The 18357-nt window shown below is 34.1% G+C and carries 11 protein-coding genes; all 11 read right to left on the reverse strand.

The window, feature by feature from the left end; translation table 11 throughout:
• Positions 1-102 precede the first annotated feature (102 nt).
• The 11 genes from GGQ92_RS11840 to GGQ92_RS11890 all read right to left on the reverse strand — a co-directional run bounded on the left by GGQ92_RS11840 (position 103) and on the right by GGQ92_RS11890 (position 18237).
• Positions 103-381, reverse strand: a complete 279-nt coding sequence (locus GGQ92_RS11840; RefSeq protein WP_184249042.1) for a transposase — start codon at positions 379-381, stop codon at positions 103-105.
• Between the two features lie 173 nt (positions 382-554).
• Positions 555-2840, reverse strand: coding sequence for an asparagine synthase-related protein (locus tag GGQ92_RS11845; protein WP_184249045.1), 2286 nt, complete (start codon positions 2838-2840; stop codon positions 555-557).
• Between the two features lie 71 nt (positions 2841-2911).
• Positions 2912-5032, reverse strand: a complete 2121-nt coding sequence (locus tag GGQ92_RS11850; RefSeq protein WP_184249048.1) for a glycosyltransferase — start codon at positions 5030-5032, stop codon at positions 2912-2914.
• Positions 5033-5052: 20 nt separating this feature from the next.
• The gene (locus GGQ92_RS11855; RefSeq protein ID WP_184249051.1) at positions 5053-7113 is read right to left on the reverse strand and encodes a CgeB family protein; all 2061 of its coding nucleotides are present in this window, start codon (positions 7111-7113) and stop codon (positions 5053-5055) included.
• 19 nt (positions 7114-7132) lie between these two features.
• A complete protein-coding gene (locus tag GGQ92_RS11860; RefSeq protein ID WP_184249053.1) occupies positions 7133-8035 on the reverse strand; it encodes an ABC transporter ATP-binding protein in 903 nt (300 codons plus the stop codon).
• 13 nt (positions 8036-8048) lie between these two features.
• Entirely contained in the window at positions 8049-8876 is an 828-nt protein-coding gene (locus GGQ92_RS11865) for an ABC transporter permease (protein ID WP_246384410.1), read from the reverse strand.
• Between the two features lie 18 nt (positions 8877-8894).
• Entirely contained in the window at positions 8895-10151 is a 1257-nt protein-coding gene (locus GGQ92_RS11870) for a nucleotide sugar dehydrogenase (protein ID WP_184249056.1), read from the reverse strand.
• 21 nt (positions 10152-10172) lie between these two features.
• Positions 10173-11453, reverse strand: coding sequence for a glycosyltransferase (locus GGQ92_RS11875; protein WP_246384412.1), 1281 nt, complete (start codon positions 11451-11453; stop codon positions 10173-10175).
• Between the two features lie 14 nt (positions 11454-11467).
• A complete protein-coding gene (locus GGQ92_RS11880; protein WP_184249059.1) occupies positions 11468-12664 on the reverse strand; it encodes a glycosyltransferase family 4 protein in 1197 nt (398 codons plus the stop codon).
• Between the two features lie 437 nt (positions 12665-13101).
• Complete coding sequence (locus GGQ92_RS11885) at positions 13102-15444, reverse strand: beta-glucosidase family protein (protein WP_184249062.1); 2343 nt, start codon at positions 15442-15444, stop codon at positions 13102-13104.
• A gap of 24 nt (positions 15445-15468) precedes the next feature.
• Complete coding sequence (locus GGQ92_RS11890) at positions 15469-18237, reverse strand: glycoside hydrolase family 3 protein (RefSeq protein ID WP_184249065.1); 2769 nt, start codon at positions 18235-18237, stop codon at positions 15469-15471.
• Positions 18238-18357 lie beyond the last annotated feature (120 nt).

An 18357-nucleotide genomic window follows, 5' to 3' on the forward strand; every position in this document is an offset into this window, starting at 1 on the left:
ATTGGTAGTACGTACTTTTAGGGATATCAAGTGTTTCGCACATCGTACGAATGGGATAATCATTTTTATGTTCTGTAATAAAGTCGGTTAGTTCTATATCACCTACTTTTGAGCGAATATGGCCATAGCCTTTTTTAGGATTTCAAGCTCCTGTTTCAAGCGAAGATTCTCTTTTTGAATGGCATCTACTTCTTTTGGAGTAATCTCCTTGCCGTCAGTACCCTCAACCGGTGTTAGCTCCTTAATCCATTTATAAATAGTTACATTAGACACGCCATACTCGCTGCTTAAATCTTTTACAGAACTCCCAGAATGATAAAGATCTACAACCATTTTACGAAAATCATCGTTATATCGTTTGCCGTTATTTCTTGTACTCATCGGACACATCCTCCTTGAAATTCATTGTATAAATTTAACTTAGATGTGTCCATGAAACTATACTAGCATCATAAACATACTTAAATGTTAATTGATGTTCATTATATTTTGGCAATATCTCAAAAAAAGTAACATAAACCTTATCAATTGGTTTATGTTACATTAACCACTTTTTATTTGTAGAATTTCACACCAAGATTATTGATATCCCACACGTTGGAGGAGGCATCTTTTTTGTCTACTGTTTTAATTGCAATCTTATAAGATTCGAGATTATCCTGATGTTCATAGGAAAGAGAGTAAGTCTTTAAATCCGTTCCAAGATTCACTCTTCTCGATTCATTAAACACCCTTGATTTGTTATCGTATCCCATGAAAAATACTAATAATGTCTGAGGAGTATTTGCCTTTGCATCAAAATTTAACGTTGTAAGGCGTGATTCTTTTGGCACAACTGCCTTTTCATATTTATTTAAATTTGTTGGAGTAGTAAAATTACCTTCAAAAGTATAAATATATTTATTAACTTTCGAACCTTCATTAATAAAATTATATTTTATAGCCCCATCCTCTGTAGAAATCGTACCACTCTGATCTGTATTTTTTAGTCCTAAATCACTTGGATTAAGCTCTCTATTTTCTAACAAATGAGTAGGTGGTAGCCTTATCTCTACTTCTCTAGTTCTTTCACGATTTTTCAACCAATCATTAGACGTCAATATTGAAGCCGTATAGAGATTCCACATAAACATATCAATTTCTCTATTACTAGATATTCCTGTTTCAAATAAATTCTTAACTTCTGATTGATTTATTATATTTAATATCTTTTGATTGTGGGTACTAAAAATTTCTTCATACATTGCATCTTTTAAATCTTTGAGAGTAGTTCTTCTCCAATTGAAACCTCCTTTTGACTGCATATTAGTTATGAGTGGCTCACGTTTTTTCCATTTATCTATATCTCCATCAATTGGCCCTTTTTTTTCAAAGTTCCATCTGTCAGCAAAAAATGGAATATCTACTAATTGAGGGGCAAGTCTAATGAGGATTTCATATATAACTCTGTCATTAATTAGATTTTCGGCTGGAATTTTTAATACTTCTTTTATTAATCTCGAATCAAAGAATGGCTGATATAAATAATTGTTATTCGTATAGCCACTTCGCGCCACTGATGACCACTTACCTGTTCGATAGTAAATATAGTACCTCATCATTAAATCTTTAGGTGCCTCATCATTACCCTTCTTAAGCCATATATCAAGATGCTCATCATATACTGACTGTACCTCATCATTTATAAATGAACTGAAAGGTCTTAGTACTTGAAATAACAATTGATTTAGTCCATTAATGTCATGTCTATTAACATTTTTGTTAAATCCGCCTCTCAAATGTTCCCCACCATTACCACCAAGAGCAACTATAGAAGAATTAAAAGATCTTCCTAGTGGTACATTTTCGTAAGCAGATAACATTCCATCAGTAACCAAAAGAGTATTAATAGTTCTATTTAATATGTCATGAACTAAGACATTTTGAGATTCGTTTTTTATTACTGGTCGATTTACTTCATGCTCAATTCCCATTACATTTGCGATTTCCTTCGCTAGTACTACGTCAGGATGTTCTTCAAATCCCGTAGTATGGGTTTTAAAGTCTTCGCCTAGGTAAGACAGTGCTGCCACAATTAAGCGACTATCTTTGCCACCAGTCAAACCTGAGTTCAGTTTGACACTATGCTTTTTAAGAGGTTTAAAACTATCTATAAAGATAGAAGCAAGTTGGTCATAATAACTATCATTTAATTCATTTTCATTTAACTTATTTATATTACTGGTTAATTCCTTTATTGACACTTGACCGTCTTTAAATATTATTGAAGTTCCTGGTTTAGCAACATTAACATTATTGAAAGGAGTGTTTTCATCATTAAAATATCCCGAGTTTAGGAAAGAAGCAAAAGAAAAAAGATTATAATCAGGTAAATTTTTCATAGTTGACATCATTTGAACAACAATTGCTTTATTACCGAAAACAATATACTCATTATTCTCTGAATAATACAAGGGCTCCGTTCTCGTGAGAGTATTGAAACATTGTATGATATTTTCTTTCCCATCTGCATACATAATTGAAAATTGGCCGCTTAAACTTTGAATGATATGAGAATGTTCTTGATAATTATTAAAAAATAGCTTATTCGCTAATTCATTGTCATCCACATTAGTGTAACCAGAATAAGTAAAAGCTTTATCTTCAATATTCTGGATATTAGAATTTGGCTCATTTGTCCATTGAAATAATATTATTTTATCATTCGAACTTGTCCATTTATTTATTTTCAATTTTGAGCTTGTCACCGGACTTGTTGTATTCAAAATATCTAAAAAAGTCTTCTCGAAAATCTCAGTATTAACATTATTTTTTAAACCTATTGCCAAGTAAGATTGCATTTTAAATGCCTCCCTTTAAAAAAAGTCACTAGGTACAATATTGCATAATATACCTTAGTGACATGGAATAGTTATTTGAAGATAGAGATAGCAGAGTTTAATTTTTCAGTTATATTCTCTTCACTATATTGTTCAACCAGAGTTCTATATTGCCTATCTTCTTTCTCCTCTACATTTGAAAATATTAATTCTACTGCCTCATCTACAGAAGTAACAATATTTTCTTCGGGATATAAAGTATTCGCACCTTCCCAATTAAATACAATAGGAATCGTATTACTAGCCATTCCCTCCATTGGGGCAAGATGAAAGCTTTCTATATCACTTGTACTTAAAGTGAAGTTAATTTTCTGAAACCATTCTGCTACATCTTCACCATGGGACTCAATAATAACATTGTCCTTCCACGGCGCATTCTCAATTTTTTCAAAAATCTTATCGTAGTATGATATTTCATCTGGTCTATTCTTTAACCATGCTAATTCATGCGGCAAACGTGATTTTATATACAATTTAAACCTAGAATCCCTATTCCATAATTTTTCTAAAATATCAACAGCTCTATCAAGTCTTTTTAACTGTGGCAAAATTCCAAGAATACCAATATGGTATTTAGAGAATTCTTCCGATTTTGGCTTCGAAAATTTTTTAACATTCACCATATTAGGAATAACCTTCATTTTATTTCGAGGTATTGGATGAATTCTAGCAAATTCTTCATATATGAAAGGACTAATTGCAAGTACATTCTCTACATTTTCATATTTAACATTTTGTAAGTATTCAGTGGTCAATTCCTGACGGTGCACACGAATAAACAAACGTTGTCCTGGTAATTTATTGTTTGAGTAAAAAACTGAATTACCCAAACCCCATTCACAGAAAATAATATCTGCTTGCTTTAGAAAATTCAAGCTCTTCTCTTCATCATGTTTATTATGCCCTTGCCACTTATCAATAAGAACATTGATATCTTTTTGATCTTCCATGTAATCTATATACCATTGAATAAATTTAAAATCATGACCAGCAAATAGGATAGTTTTCTTTCTGTCAGATAACTTGTATAATTCCTCTAAGATTATACTGCTAATATGAGATATCTGAAATTTTAAACTTGCATTGTAACATTTCTCTGCTGCTTTTTTGTAGAGATCTGGTTTTTCAAATGCTAATATTATTTTATCCACTAATTCATCAAAAGAATCACAGTAAAAGGGGTAGTCCTCTCCTAATAATTTTACATATTGATTTATTTTCCGCACTAACACCGGCTTACCTGCTATAGAATATTCTAAGAACTTTGTTGATAATTCAAGACTATTATTATTATCTATCTCACTTGATCTGAATGCATAACCAACATCCGAATGCTCAATTAGTTTTAGAGATTGACCTCGTGATACAGCACCTACCCAATTCAACCCACTAATGCCTTGAATATACTCAATGATTTGTTCTTTTCTCTCCGCTAATTCACCTTGAAATTTATCACCTGCTATATTTAGTGTAAGCGTGTCTACTTTCTTTTTAGCTTCAATATAAGCCTTGATTAATTCTTTCGTTTTCCAGTCTGAAGCAAATTTACCAGTGTATATTAAGGAGTAATTATTAATCTTAAATTCAGGCTTCTCTTTTGAGTCTTTTACTGTTGGTGGTAATATAATAAATTTTTCTGGACTCACCTTTAATGCGTTAGCTATAAAGTCTCTCATTTCTTCTGTCTGTACAAATAAACGTGGACATTGATTATATATTTCTCTATATAATTTTAGATCTTCTGAATCCTGATTACTATGATCGAAATCAGTGATATACGGGATTAATTTTTTAGTTACATCCTTATTTAGGCAATGCAGTGTTACTTGTTTTCCTCTCGTAATTACAATATCATAGTTGTTTTCTTGATCTAATACATTAATGAATACACTCGCTTCAGAGGGTGTTAGTCTTATCTTTTCTTCAAATTTATGCTTATGAAAGGTCGTGAATGGGTTTATAAAAGTAATTTCTCTGAGCCTATTAATGTTAGATATTACTTGTTTTCTTCTTATTGGGGTTTTGAGTAATACATGAATATCGGCTGTGTTTTCATTTGATAATATGTTAATTAATGATGTCATCCAGATAGATGAACCATCCAATATATTTAAATTTTGATCGCCGTATATTAAAATTTTCAGCCTTTTCATCAACAAATCTCCTAACAAAACTATTTAGATACCTCAGTATCTTCATTAAAGTTGAATCTATCACTACTGAATATTCTACAACCTCTTGCTCTGAATAATTTATCCATTATAGCTTCAAGTTCATTGATAAATTCATACAAACCAAAACTTTTGATTGTACTTAACTTAAATAAGGCTGTATCTACTTCTACTGATTCAACATATTCATACTCATAAGGTAAATAAGCTGCATTCTCTTTCCAAGCTTTAATATTTTTCTTACCTATCACATCTGCTTGTGAATAGCGACTAGCGTTTATCAAGTCTTCTATAAAGTATTTACCGTATTTGTTTGATAACCTCATTCTGATTACATGGGAAGTTGAAATTATTTTATCTAAAGATTCATATTTGTATGCATAATCAATCAAATATGAAGAAATTCTGCCATTGTTATAATTATTTAAGATTTCTTCAACATTATCATAATAATTAACTAAAAATATTGCCTTTGTATTTTTGTACGACTGGTTATTCATTATATCAATAGCTTGTTCTATCTCATAAGGTTCGTTTATTGTGAATACCAGAGTAACATCATATTGGTTACGACAATATTGAAAATTTAGTTTATTTAAGATCTTTTCCATCCTATCTTCATAGGTATGTTCAGAAAACACTTTACGCATTCCCCGTAATGACAACTCTCTATAGTAAGTATCGTCTGTCATTAACTTTTTCACTTCGTTCTGAAATGTAGTATCCGAATCGTCTAATAATGGAACTATATCTTGAAACAGTTTTTTGATACCTGTTGCATAACTACTAATTACTGGAGTACCACAAGCCAAACTCTCAAATACTCTTCTAGAAAACATAGTAGGGGAATGTTTAACGCTATTAACATTCATTGTTAACCTATATTCTTTATAGGCTTTTTCCATCTCCTCATATTTCAAGGTCCCTATTACATTGGATTGTAAATGCTCTGGAAATCTGAAGTGGCTGTTTTCGTTTGTTTGATTAACATAGTAATTGCGATCATAGATATGAAGTCCAAGATCGTTAGACATGTCCAAAATTTCATCCATATCTTTTTTTCGCTCTTCATGACGATTTGCATAATATGACCCAGCAAAGCATATTTTAGAGATTTTTTCTTTCTTTAAGCTTATAGGGTTATGGATAACCGGATTTGCTGCAAATTGTAAATAATCCACTCTATTATGACCTAACAAATCTCTATACTTAGGAATACTATCCGCATCTGTAGTAAAAACATAATCTACGAGTGAAGCCGCTTTTGTGAATTTTTCAAAGTGAACAGGATCCTCTTTATTCCAAAAAACTGTAGGCACTCTATTCCTTTTACACCAGGCCACAAGGTCTCTCAGCCTCGCATTATTACTGTTATTACTATAATTACCTATCTCATATTGCCATGTACCACTGTTTCCTTTCCATGCGGATTCTATGATTAGTAAATCGGGTTTATTTTTATGAAGAATCTCTTTCCAGTTAAAAGGTGAAAAAGTTATTAAATTAACGATGTCCTTAAAGGATTCATATGAAAATTCATCTAAAATACCTGCAACGTTGAGGTCTTTCATATAAGGCAATTGATTAAAATCTTCGATCTCATTAATATAATTTACTACATCCAAACTCTTTATATGTAGTTCTCCCTCACCCTCAATTCGTATAGCTATTCTAGCATACTCTGTCGCTTGAGATGACTTTATAATAGTACGTCCATTTACTGAGATTTTATTATTTTTAATTTTTTGGAATGAGGCATCATACTCAATCAAGTATATTATTACTTTTATCCTACCAGACTTTGTAGACTCGATATTAAACGTATAATCACCCTTCATAGAGATTAATCTTGTTTTATTCGAGATACTTGAGAAATTAGTATTATGTTCTAGAAAAGTAATATAGTTAACTTTTTTGCTAGTACTAGCAATAGCAAGCTGTTCATTTTCACTAATTATTTTGGTTTTTCTCTTTCTTTTTCTCTTCCAGCTTTTGTCGGTGAAAAAATCACTTTTAATATTATTTAATTTTATACTATTACTGGGTTTATTATTGCTTTCCATATTTATCACCTACGTCCGTTCAATTCAAAACCATTAACAAGCCCATAATTGCTAAAGGGATGAGAACAAGGGAGTTTTTAAGCCATTCATATTTATCCATTTCTTGCTTATTCTCATTTCTTCTAAACCCTACCACATTTTGTTCTGACAGTTGTTTTGATTTATATTCTTTCTTTTCTTCATTTGATAGATTATTAAACCATTTTGTGAATTCTTGATAATGCTTAACCACTTCATTTGATTCACCAATCTCTTTTACCTTTCCATAATGAAGCCATACTATCTTCTCGCAGAAAGTTCGCATTTGTTCTGCTGAGTGGCTGACAAAGAAGATTGTTTTTCCTTTATCCTGAAATTCCCTCATTTTTTTTAAACACTTCTGTGTAAATGTACTATCACCAACAGATAATGCTTCATCAATAATTAGAATATCTGGATCTGTATGAACAGAAATTGCAAAGCCTAATCTCGATTTCATACCGCTAGAATAATCTTTCACTGGCTGATAAATATAGTCTCCAATATCCGCAAATTCAATAATGTCATCTCTAACTTTTTCTATTTCTTCTTTAGATAATCCATGCATAATACATTTCAACTCGATGTTATCTAGTCCAGAGAGGTTATTATTTAGCCCAGCCGAAATTGCAATCAAAGAGCTTTTACCGTTAACTTCAATGCTACCATCACTAGGCTGTAGAACCCCACCAAGAATGTTAGAAAGGGTAGACTTACCTGACCCGTTTAACCCTATAAGTCCAACAGTTTCACCCTGCGAGACTTCAAAAGATACATTATTCAAGGCCATAAATTGACGATGTTCCTTATTTCTCACTCGGAATAGACTTAAAAATTTGTCCGATTTTTTTTCATATAAGTCATAGACTTTTGATATATTTTTTAGTTTAACCTTAATTGTCATAATAATAACCTCTTTATAAGTAGTCCATAAAATTATTTCTAAACCTTATGTGGAGTTTCGAGCCAAAGTATAGAATAGTAAATGTAATAATCCAAAAGTATAATGTGTAAATCATGTCATCAAAGAACCATGCTCTTCCTAGAAATGCATCTCTAAACCCTTCCACTATATAATAAAATGGATTTAGTTTTAGTATGTTCTCAATTAACTGACCTTTTTCTCCAAATGAGTTCACCAATAATGAGGTATCCCATAAAATGGGCGTCAGGTAAAATAACATTCGTATTATTGATTGAAGAAACACTTGGAAATCCCTAGCTAGAGTCGCAAGAGTAGAAGTAATTAAACCAAAAGCTATTAAGAATATAAACATACAACATATGTAATATATAATCTGAATAAGGTATAGTGATGGTTTAACACCGTACAAAAGTGTAATAACAAATAGTATTCCAAGCATTATAAAGAACTGTTGGCTATTACTTATGATACGGATTGTTGGTAATACACTGACCGGGAAGTTCATTTTTGAAACTAGACTCACTTTTTGATATACACTACTAGAAGCCTGTGTAATCGAAGGTGCTATAAAGAACCAAGGGATAATACCTAGAACGAGCCATAAAAAGAACGGTGTTCCATTAATATCTGCCCCTCCACGTAAACCTATACCAAAAACAAACCAGTAAATACCTATCTGAATAGCAGGGCTTAAGAATTGCCAAAATGAACCCAGAAAATTGTTCTGGTGTTGTCCTCTTAATTCAAACACCGCCAATTGATATATTAATTGACGGTATTCTACTTGTTCTTTTATTACTTGTCTAATTTGTTTCAACATATTATTTTTTCCTTTTCATTATAGAAATTTATATAAATTTCCATAGTTAATATAATTAACTTCATCTGTATGTTCTTTAACTACATTTTTTGTATCGAATACCTGTTTTGTATTCATTTTAGCATAGTGCTCGCTTGTTAGAGCTTTGAATTCATTATGGTCAGAAAGAATAAGAACTAAGTCAGAGCCGTTCAACGCTTTTTCTAAATCTTTCTCTACAAAATCAAGCTTAACATGTGGATCGTATGCTACCACTTCATACGCTGGTTTAGTTTTTAGCATTTCGTAAATTTCCATAGCTGGACTTTCACGTATATCGTCTACATTACCTTTGTATGTTAAACCAAATACGGTAATTTTCTTTCCATTATTCTTAGCTAAAAGTTTCTCTGCTGTTTCCACTACATACTCTGGCATTGAGTTGTTAATTTGACGTGATAGGTTAATGATTTTAGCTGTTTCTGGCGCTTTAGCAATAATGAAATATGGGTCTACTGCTAGACAGTGACCACCAACACCTGGTCCTGGAGTATGCAGGTTTACTCTCGGGTGCTTATTCGCCATTTCAATTACTTCTAATGCGTTAATACCCAGTTCGTTCGAAACTTTTGCAAGTTCATTAGCAAGGGCTATGTTCACATCACGGAACGTATTCTCCATTAATTTAGACATTTCAGCTGTTTTAGCTTCTGTCTTAATGAGCTCGCCTTTAACAAATGTTTCATAAACTTCTGCACCTTTCTCTGTACATGCGTCTGTTATACCACCGATAATACGGTTGTTGTAAATTAATTCATGCATGATTTGACCAGGTAAAACTCGTTCTGGACAATGAACTAAGTAAATGTCTTCTCCAATTGTAAACCCTGCTTCTTCTAATCGAGGTTTTACACTATCATCCATTGTACGTGGGGCTATAGTAGATTCTACAATCACCGTGTTGCCTTTTTCTAGATGTGGGATGATATTTTCTAATGCACTTAGTACAAAAGATAAATCACAAGATCTGTATTCATCCTCATGGTTCGGTGTTGGTACAGCAATAATAAACGTATCTGCCTTTTCAGGATTTAATTGTGCTTTAAACTTTCCATTTGCGACTACTTCTTCTAATGCCTCTTGTAAACCTGGCTCTTCTATATGAATTTTCACATTATTTAAAGAATCGATTACACGCTCGCTTACGTCCACACCAACAACGTCAACTCCGTGTTTTGCAAACATAATAGAAGTTGGTAACCCGATATATCCTAATCCTACAGTACATAATTTCATTACTCTTCTTCCTTCCTTAAGTTAAAATTGCTCATATACTTCTAAGAGGTTCTCTTGTTCATTTTCCCAGTTATAATTTCCTCTTGCTGGGATACAATTTTTACTAAAGCGATCTCGTTCTTCAGGATGTTCTAGCATGTAATTTACCCCTCGAGCGATATCTTCTGGATTATGTGAATCAACGGTAATTCCAATTTCATTTCCCTCGACTACTTTTTTAATCTCTGGGAAATCACAAGCGACGACAGGCACTTCTGCCATCATGTATTCAAACAATTTATTCGATGATGCCGAATAATGGTTGAAGCAAATGTTGTTTAATACTTGAAATCCAAGGTAACCATTTCGAGTATATTTTGGTAGATCTTTTAATGGAACCTTTGGTAAAAATCGAATGCCATCCTCAAGGTTATTTTCTTTCACCTTTTGTTGCAATTCCTCTTTAATCCTACCATCTCCAATAAACACGAGAGTACCTTCTTTGAATTTCGGATAAGCTTCTACTAGTTTATCTAAACCTCGACCTATTTGTATACCCCCTTGGTAGAGAAGGATCTTTTCATCGGGCGGGAGATTAAGCATCGAATGCAAATCAACTTTATCTGTACCTTCACTAATTTGCTCTGTTGGATAATTGTGAAGCACGTATGGATAAAATCCGTATAAATCTTCGTTGTACTTTGCACGTGTATCATTTTCTACCATCATGGCATCCATTCGTTTAATAAAGAAGCGTTCAAACTTTTCATACCAAGGACTGTCATACCCTGTACGACTTGTTTGTACTTCGTGAGAATCATAAATCAATGGTTTTTTCTTAAATCGCCATTTGGCACTTACGTATCCTTGTGGCATTGTATTTAAATCATTCGAATGATAAATATCGTAATTTCCACGGTGTCCCTTCCACATCATACGCAAAATTAATGCACCGCGTACCCAAATTACTCTTGCTTTTGTTTTCAACAAGATAACAGCTAGCAGAGTCAATGGAAGGATAATCCATGGCAGTAAATAAACTAAATATGCCCAAACTAAACCAAATGGGATAATCGGCCACCTTTTCCCTACTACAAAACGATATACTTTTTGTAAAAAGAGCAATGCAGATGGATATCGTTTCATTCGATGAACACGAAAATGTTCGTTTATTTCTTCATATCTTTTAATTGTCGGATCGTCTGGGTCATCGATACAAATAAGCTCTACATCATAACCATTTTGCGATAACGTCGTACATTCACGCATTACGCGAGCATCATTTGTGAAATGATTCCAAACAAACATGCCAACTCTTTTCATTTTTTTCTACCTCTTTACTTAATAATATCGACTATCTTCTCTATATTATGCTCCCATAAAAACTCGTCTTGAATCACCTTTAGACAGTTTTTTTTCATAGTGGATAATAGTTCGGGATTCTCTCGTAGTTCTAAGACTTTTTCTACGATTGGAGCAAGTTCTGTTGTTTCGATTGCATAGCCTGTTTGATGTTGATGAATAATATTTGCCGCGACCCCTTTAACACCCGCTACAATGGGAGTTTGGCAGGTCATGTAATCAAGGACTTTACCTGGGAGCACTGTAGAAAATACTTCTTCATCATTTAGGAATGCAATGCTAACATGGCTATTTCTGATTAAATTTAAACTTTTTGCCCTTGTTGTTGGTTCATGAAGGTTCACATACGTTAAGTTTTCATTTTGAATAAAGTCTTGAAATTCATTTTTCTTCATACCATAACCAAGTACGTCAAAATGTATTTCGTTTTTGTCTAGTAAGCTTGCCAATTCCTTGAGTCGATCTATGTCTTGTGCCATACCTAAATTACCTGCATAGACTACTCGAAAACCATCACGTATATCCTCGGAGATAGTAATTTCTTTTTCCCGAGGTCCATTTGGTAAATAAACGATTGGTTTCGTTTTTTTTAGTTTGGATTCAATATGACTCTTAAATCCGATACTGTTAATCACAATCGTATCTGCTTTAGCATACATTTTCTTCTCTAAAAATCGAAAGAAGCCGATAATCATTTTATTATCAAATGCACGGACGCCTGTTAAGCTGTCAGGCCACAAATCCCTTACTTCTAAAATCAATTTGTTTTTTATAAGCTTTGTCCCAAAGAATGCGGATAAGACGATAAAGATTGGTGGAGTGGATACATATATGTAATCAATATTGTCTTTTCTCCGTTTCCATAGCTCTATTAAAAACCGATACATGATTTCTAAATAAAAAAAGAGCCTACTTACTAAACGATTGGTAAATTTCCTGCTCTTTATCGGAATACGTGTGATTCTATTTGATAATTGATTAACTTCCTCATCATCCCAAAACATTCGATCCTTGTACATGTTTTTATTGGGGTAGGAAGGTTCAATTGTTAAAACTTCTATGTCAATATCGTGACGTAGTAACAATTGAAAAATATTTTTCATTCTGTTTCCTGCGCTACCGATTGCAGGATAAAAATTCTGTGTAAGCATTAGTACTTTTTTTCTTGTCATTTAACAATCTCCTACAAGAGCATAAATTCACTACCACAATACTACATTTTACGATAAATTGCATTCAATAGCAATTAGCATTTATATGATTAAAGTAATTGTAATAATTGCGACATAATGTATGGACAGATAGCCAATGATTACTTTGATAATTCTCGACAATTTATAATAGTATGTAGAATTTTGCAAGTTAAAGTAAGAGAAAACCACCGAACAGGATTCGGTGGCTGGTTAGTGTTAATTATTTGTATTTCTAGCTGAGGATTTTGCTTTTCCCCTTCGTTGTTCATCTGGGCGTTTTCCTTTGCCGTGTAATTTGTGCTTAGGTGCGTGTGAATCCTTTGTCATTGTGGGACCTCCCAAATAGAAGTGGTACAGTGTTAGTTTTACTAAGAAAGGTAGAAATATTCCTAATAAAAATTACATCATTCGTGCCTCTACCATAAATTAATCCATTTAAGTAGGCGATCTAACATTTTTTCACTAACTTTCCCGTTCGAAAATCTAGGTATTTGTCTAAATGGCATGTTCATTACAAACATAACATTATTAGCCATTAACGGTTTTCCTAACTTTTCTAATGTTTTTTTAGTAGCAAGGGTAATGAAATATAACAGTTTACCTAATCCTTTTTTATATTTCCCTTGAGCAATGGTGTCATTATACCCTAACTGTTTATTTCTATCCCATAATGGATTCGGTGGTGTAAAACCCAATAAATGATGAAACTCTTCGTCTGAGATATGGTGAATATTTTTATGATAATAATTAAATAATCGATCAGATAGTTCCTCTTCGCTCGTTTGTTTACCTTCTAATTCTATACTTTCTGTCAATCGTATATCCTCGATGGAGCTCCCAATTTGGATTTCATACACTCCTTGTTCTGTTACCCATTTGTCTTCCTTTGTATCAAAATATTGAAAAGTATGTTGATCGAGCTCTATCATTACTTCCTTTTCTTCATTTGGTTCTAAATAAACTTTTGTAAAGCCTTTAAGTTCTCTATTGGCTCGAAGAATGTTTGTTTTCTCCGGTTTTATATAGAGTTGAACAACCTCTTCTCCACCAAAATCCCCTATGTTCTTTATCGTACACCTTACTCTGGTATCATCCACGGTTAAATTCGTGTATTCAAATTTAGTGTAGGATAAGCCATGGCCAAATGGAAACAATACCGGTCTGTTAGCACTATCGAAATAACGATAGCCAACAAATATACTTTCCCGGTGCTCTGCAGTCACTTCCTTACCAGGATAATACGGTGCAGATGGGACATCTTCATATCGTAATGGATAGGTTTCTGCTAATTTACCACTAGGGTTTGTTTTACCTGTAAGTATATCTGCAATAGCTTTACCACTTCCTTGACCACCAAGATAACCATGAACCATACCCTTCACCTGGCTTACAAATGGCAACTCTATTACAGCGCCTCCGGATAGTACTACTATAATAGAGGAATGTATTTTGGCTAGCTCATTGATTAATTCAAGTTGATTATCTGGTAACTCCATCGTGTTACGATCGATACCTTCTGCTTCACTTCCTTCATCTAGTCCTAAAAACACTACCACCTTATCGGCATGTTTAGCGAGTTGTAAAGCCTCCGTTTTTAGTTTATTGCTTCTGCCACCATAACGTTTAAATCCTTGAGAGTAACCAACGATATTCACTCCTAATTCTTGCAAAGCCTCCAACGCATTGTCTAGCTTAGTCGGATTGATTAATGAACTTCCTGCTCCTTGATATCTTGGAGTTGTAGCAAAATCACCAATAATAGCCACACTTGCGTCTCCGATGGGCAATATATCTTCCTCATTTTTCAATAGTACCATCGATTTTTTTGCTGCTTCCTGGGCTTTAGTATGATGGGCTTCCAGATCAACTTCTCCTTTAGACAATTGAGGGGGCATTGTTTCAAAGACAAGTGTTAGCAATTCACTTACCCTTTGGTCTAATAACGATTCCTCAAGCTCACCAGATTGTACTGCTTCCACAATCTCTTCATCGGTAATCCCTCCAGATGAAGGCATTTCTAATTGATTACCAGCAATTAAACCTTTTACTCTATCGTTATTTCCTCCCCAATCCGTTACTACAACCCCATCATATTGCCATTCGCCATATAATATATCTTGTAGTAGGTGTGTGTTTTCATTGGCGTATTCACCATTTACCTTGTTGTAAGAGGTCATTATAGTTTTAGGCTTTCCCTCTTCTATCGCTATTCGGAAGCCTTCTAAATAAATTTCACGTAGCGCTCGCTCATCCACTACTTCATCTATCGTCATTCGTAAATGCTCTTGGCTATTAACCGCAAAATGCTTAACGCAAGCTGCCACTCCTTTTGACTGTATACCTTTTACTAATTGAGCAGCTAGCTTTCCACTCAAATACGGATCTTCCGAAAAATATTCGAAATTTCTACCACAAAGTGGATTCCTTTTAATATTTAAGCCAGGACCGAGCAAGACACTTACGTTCTCGCTCGCTGCTTCTTTTCCTAGATAGCTTCCAACTTCATATAATAATTCTTTATCCCAGCTGTTTGCTAATGTTGCTGCAGTTGGAAAACACGTTGCTGGCAAACTTTTATTAAGGCCTAAATGGTCTGCTTTGCCTCCTTGTTTTCTTAAGCCATGAGGACCATCTGTTAACATAATAGACGGGATGTTTAAGCGACTTATTTCAGCAGTATTCCAAAAGTTCTGACCAGACATTAATGTTGCTTTCTCTTCTAATGTCATCTCATTAATTATATCTTGATGTTTTAGCATTTCACTCACCAATCTATTCTCATTTTATTGTTCAAATAAATATGTTTTTGTAAGTGTATACAGAATGCGGTGTACACTCTCTCTAACGCTATTCGCTATTAAGGCTGGATTTTCCTCATAGGCTTCTTCTAATAATTTATAATTCTTACTTGGTGTCATTACATCTAGCATTAAATCGTTGCCTGTTACTATCCCTGCGGATGCGTCCATAAATCCAAAAACAGCATCACTCGTAATAAAGCCATCAAATCCCCATTCTTCTCTCAATATATGTTGCAATAGCTCTTCGTTGGCACCCGACCATTTTCCGCCAATCATTGTGAAGCTAGACATAGCTCCTAAAACATCCGCTTCTTTTACTGTAATCTCAAAAGGCTTTAAATATATTTCTCTTATTGCTTGCTCATTTGCTTGGACAATTAGTCCGGAACGCGCATTTGTTTCTTGTTCATTCATTGCGAAGTGCTTCATAAACACGATAATTCCTTGATCTTGCGCTCCTCTTGTTAAGGCTGCTGCAATCTTACCCGTTAGTAAAGGATCTTCAGAAAAGTATTCAAAATTACGGCCGCCTAATGCTGTCCTGTGAATATTCATTCCAGGTGCATACCAACCATGAATTCCGTATGCACGTGCTTCTTTTCCGATCGCTTCTCCCATGCGATATGACAATTCATCATTCCATGTAGATGCTAATACTAATTCTGAAGGATAAGCCGCCGCTTTAACCGGCTTAAAGAAGTAACTAAAGCCTGCTGGTCCGTCCATTAAGATTGCTTTTGGTATGCCTAACCTCTCTATTTCGTTCGTTTTATATGCACCTTCTGTGACGTATTGAAACATTTCCTCTAATGTCAATTGATCTAGGAAATCATCCCATTTAGAATCATTAAAAGATAACCCTTTTAAATCATCGAGCATGATTCCGTTGTCTTTACCGAAGGTAGGTAGTTCTTCTTCTGATGCAGTTTTTAATACATCTTTGTTAACTGCATTTACAATTTCATCTGTTGCAACAGTATCTATCTCTTGGTCAGAAGGATACGTTTGTTGCCAATCATTCCGCGATAAATAAGTGATATCTCCTTCTGCGTAATTAAATTGGTTTGCATAAGGTACTCCTGTATCCTGATCCTCTTTATAAACGACTTTTTCATCCACTTCATAAGTAATCTTATAGTCGATATCATGGACATTTCGTGCTACGTTAATTTCGTATACTCCTTCATCAAGGATATAAGCTTCTTCTTCAGTGTCATACGAAGCCATGTCTCTTCTATCAAATGTCATTGTTATCTTTTCTGTTTGACCAGGTTCTAATAACGACGTTTTACTATATGTGGCTAATTCAATCGCCGACTTCTCAATGCCGCCCTCTATATATGGAGGGGAGAAATACAATTGAACAACATCTTTTCCACTGACTTCCCCAACGTTCTCAACTTCTACTTGAACCTCAATCGTATCATTCATGTAATTAGCTTCGATATTCTTCCAATCAAACTCTGTATAACTCAATCCATACCCAAATGGATATTGTACCGTTTTTTGATACCCTTCTTCGTCATTTTGAAAATAGGTTTCATAAAAACGATAACCAACATAGATACCTTCTTCGTAATTAACAAAGCTATATGGAACGTTATCAAACTTGTAATCACCGAAATTCTCCATTGCTGGAGCGGAAGATACATCGTACACATACGTATCTGTTAATCGCCCAGAAGGATTAATGTTACCTGCTAGAACATTACCTAACGATTTCGCTCCATACGGTCCAGGCGTTCCTACCCATACAACCGATTGAATTGCTTCATATTCCTCGACAAACCCAAGTTCCAACGTGTTTCCAGCATTGACAACAATGGTAATATTGTCAAAGTGGTCAGAAACCTTTTCAATTAGCTCTCGATTAAAGGACGATAATTGTAGTTGTTCGACTGTCATATCTGAAGCTTCCATTCCTTGACTTGCTAGAACAATGACTGCATGGTTTGAATAATGCTTCGCTTGTTCTAAGACATCTTGGTTTAGATAATCTACAGTTGGAACCTTCTCTTCCTCTTTGCTCATCATTCCCTGAACGACTTGTAAGAGGCCTGTGTCTGCACCTTCCGTTATACCGTACTCGACCGCAAGCTCTCGATGCAATGTATATAATTCTTCATTGTATTCTATTCCTGCCTGACTAAGTCCTTCAAATAAATCAATTGCTCGTGACGTATCTACAGAACCGGATCCTCCTCCACCATAGCGAAAAGTGAGCGCATCAAAGCCAAAAACATTTACCTTCTTTTCTTTTAGAGGTAAATAATCGTTTTCATTTTTAAGTAATACAATTCCTTCATTAACGATTTCTTCAGATAATTGATCTCCATATTCCCTTGCAGCTATCGATTCCTCCGACTCTGTATCAATTGTTATATGCTTTCCTGTTACGGTTGCTAAAATATCGGATACCATTGGTCCAAATTGAATGGCTATGATAAGGAAAAAGCCTACTACTATTCCCCAGCCTGTAAAACGAATAGGACGTCTTTTTATTTTCCTGTACATTCTTCTCTCTTTTTTTATTTTTCTCTTTTCTGTTTTCGAGAGTGTTTGCCATTCTTGCTTTTGTTGTTCTTTTTGTTGTTTACGTGCTAGACGTTCTTTCGATATTTCTTCTAAGCGAGCTTCTTTAGACATCGAAGCTAGATGTTTTTTTCTTTCTTTTTTGAGAGCTTTATCTTCTTTTACTTGCTTCCTTATAGCCTTCTTCATTTCTCTCCTATTTAAGAAAAACTTCTTCATTTCTATTCCCCCTGTTTGGTTCCGGTTACATATCGCTTAATGATGCGTATGACTTAGTATATAATGTAGCTTTTTAACAGACTATTTACTTCTTGCATAAAAAAATGCTAAATCTTGCTA

Origin of the sequence: Gracilibacillus halotolerans (genome assembly GCF_014206945.1) — a bacterium.
GTDB lineage: Bacteria > Bacillota > Bacilli > Bacillales > Amphibacillaceae > Gracilibacillus > Gracilibacillus halotolerans.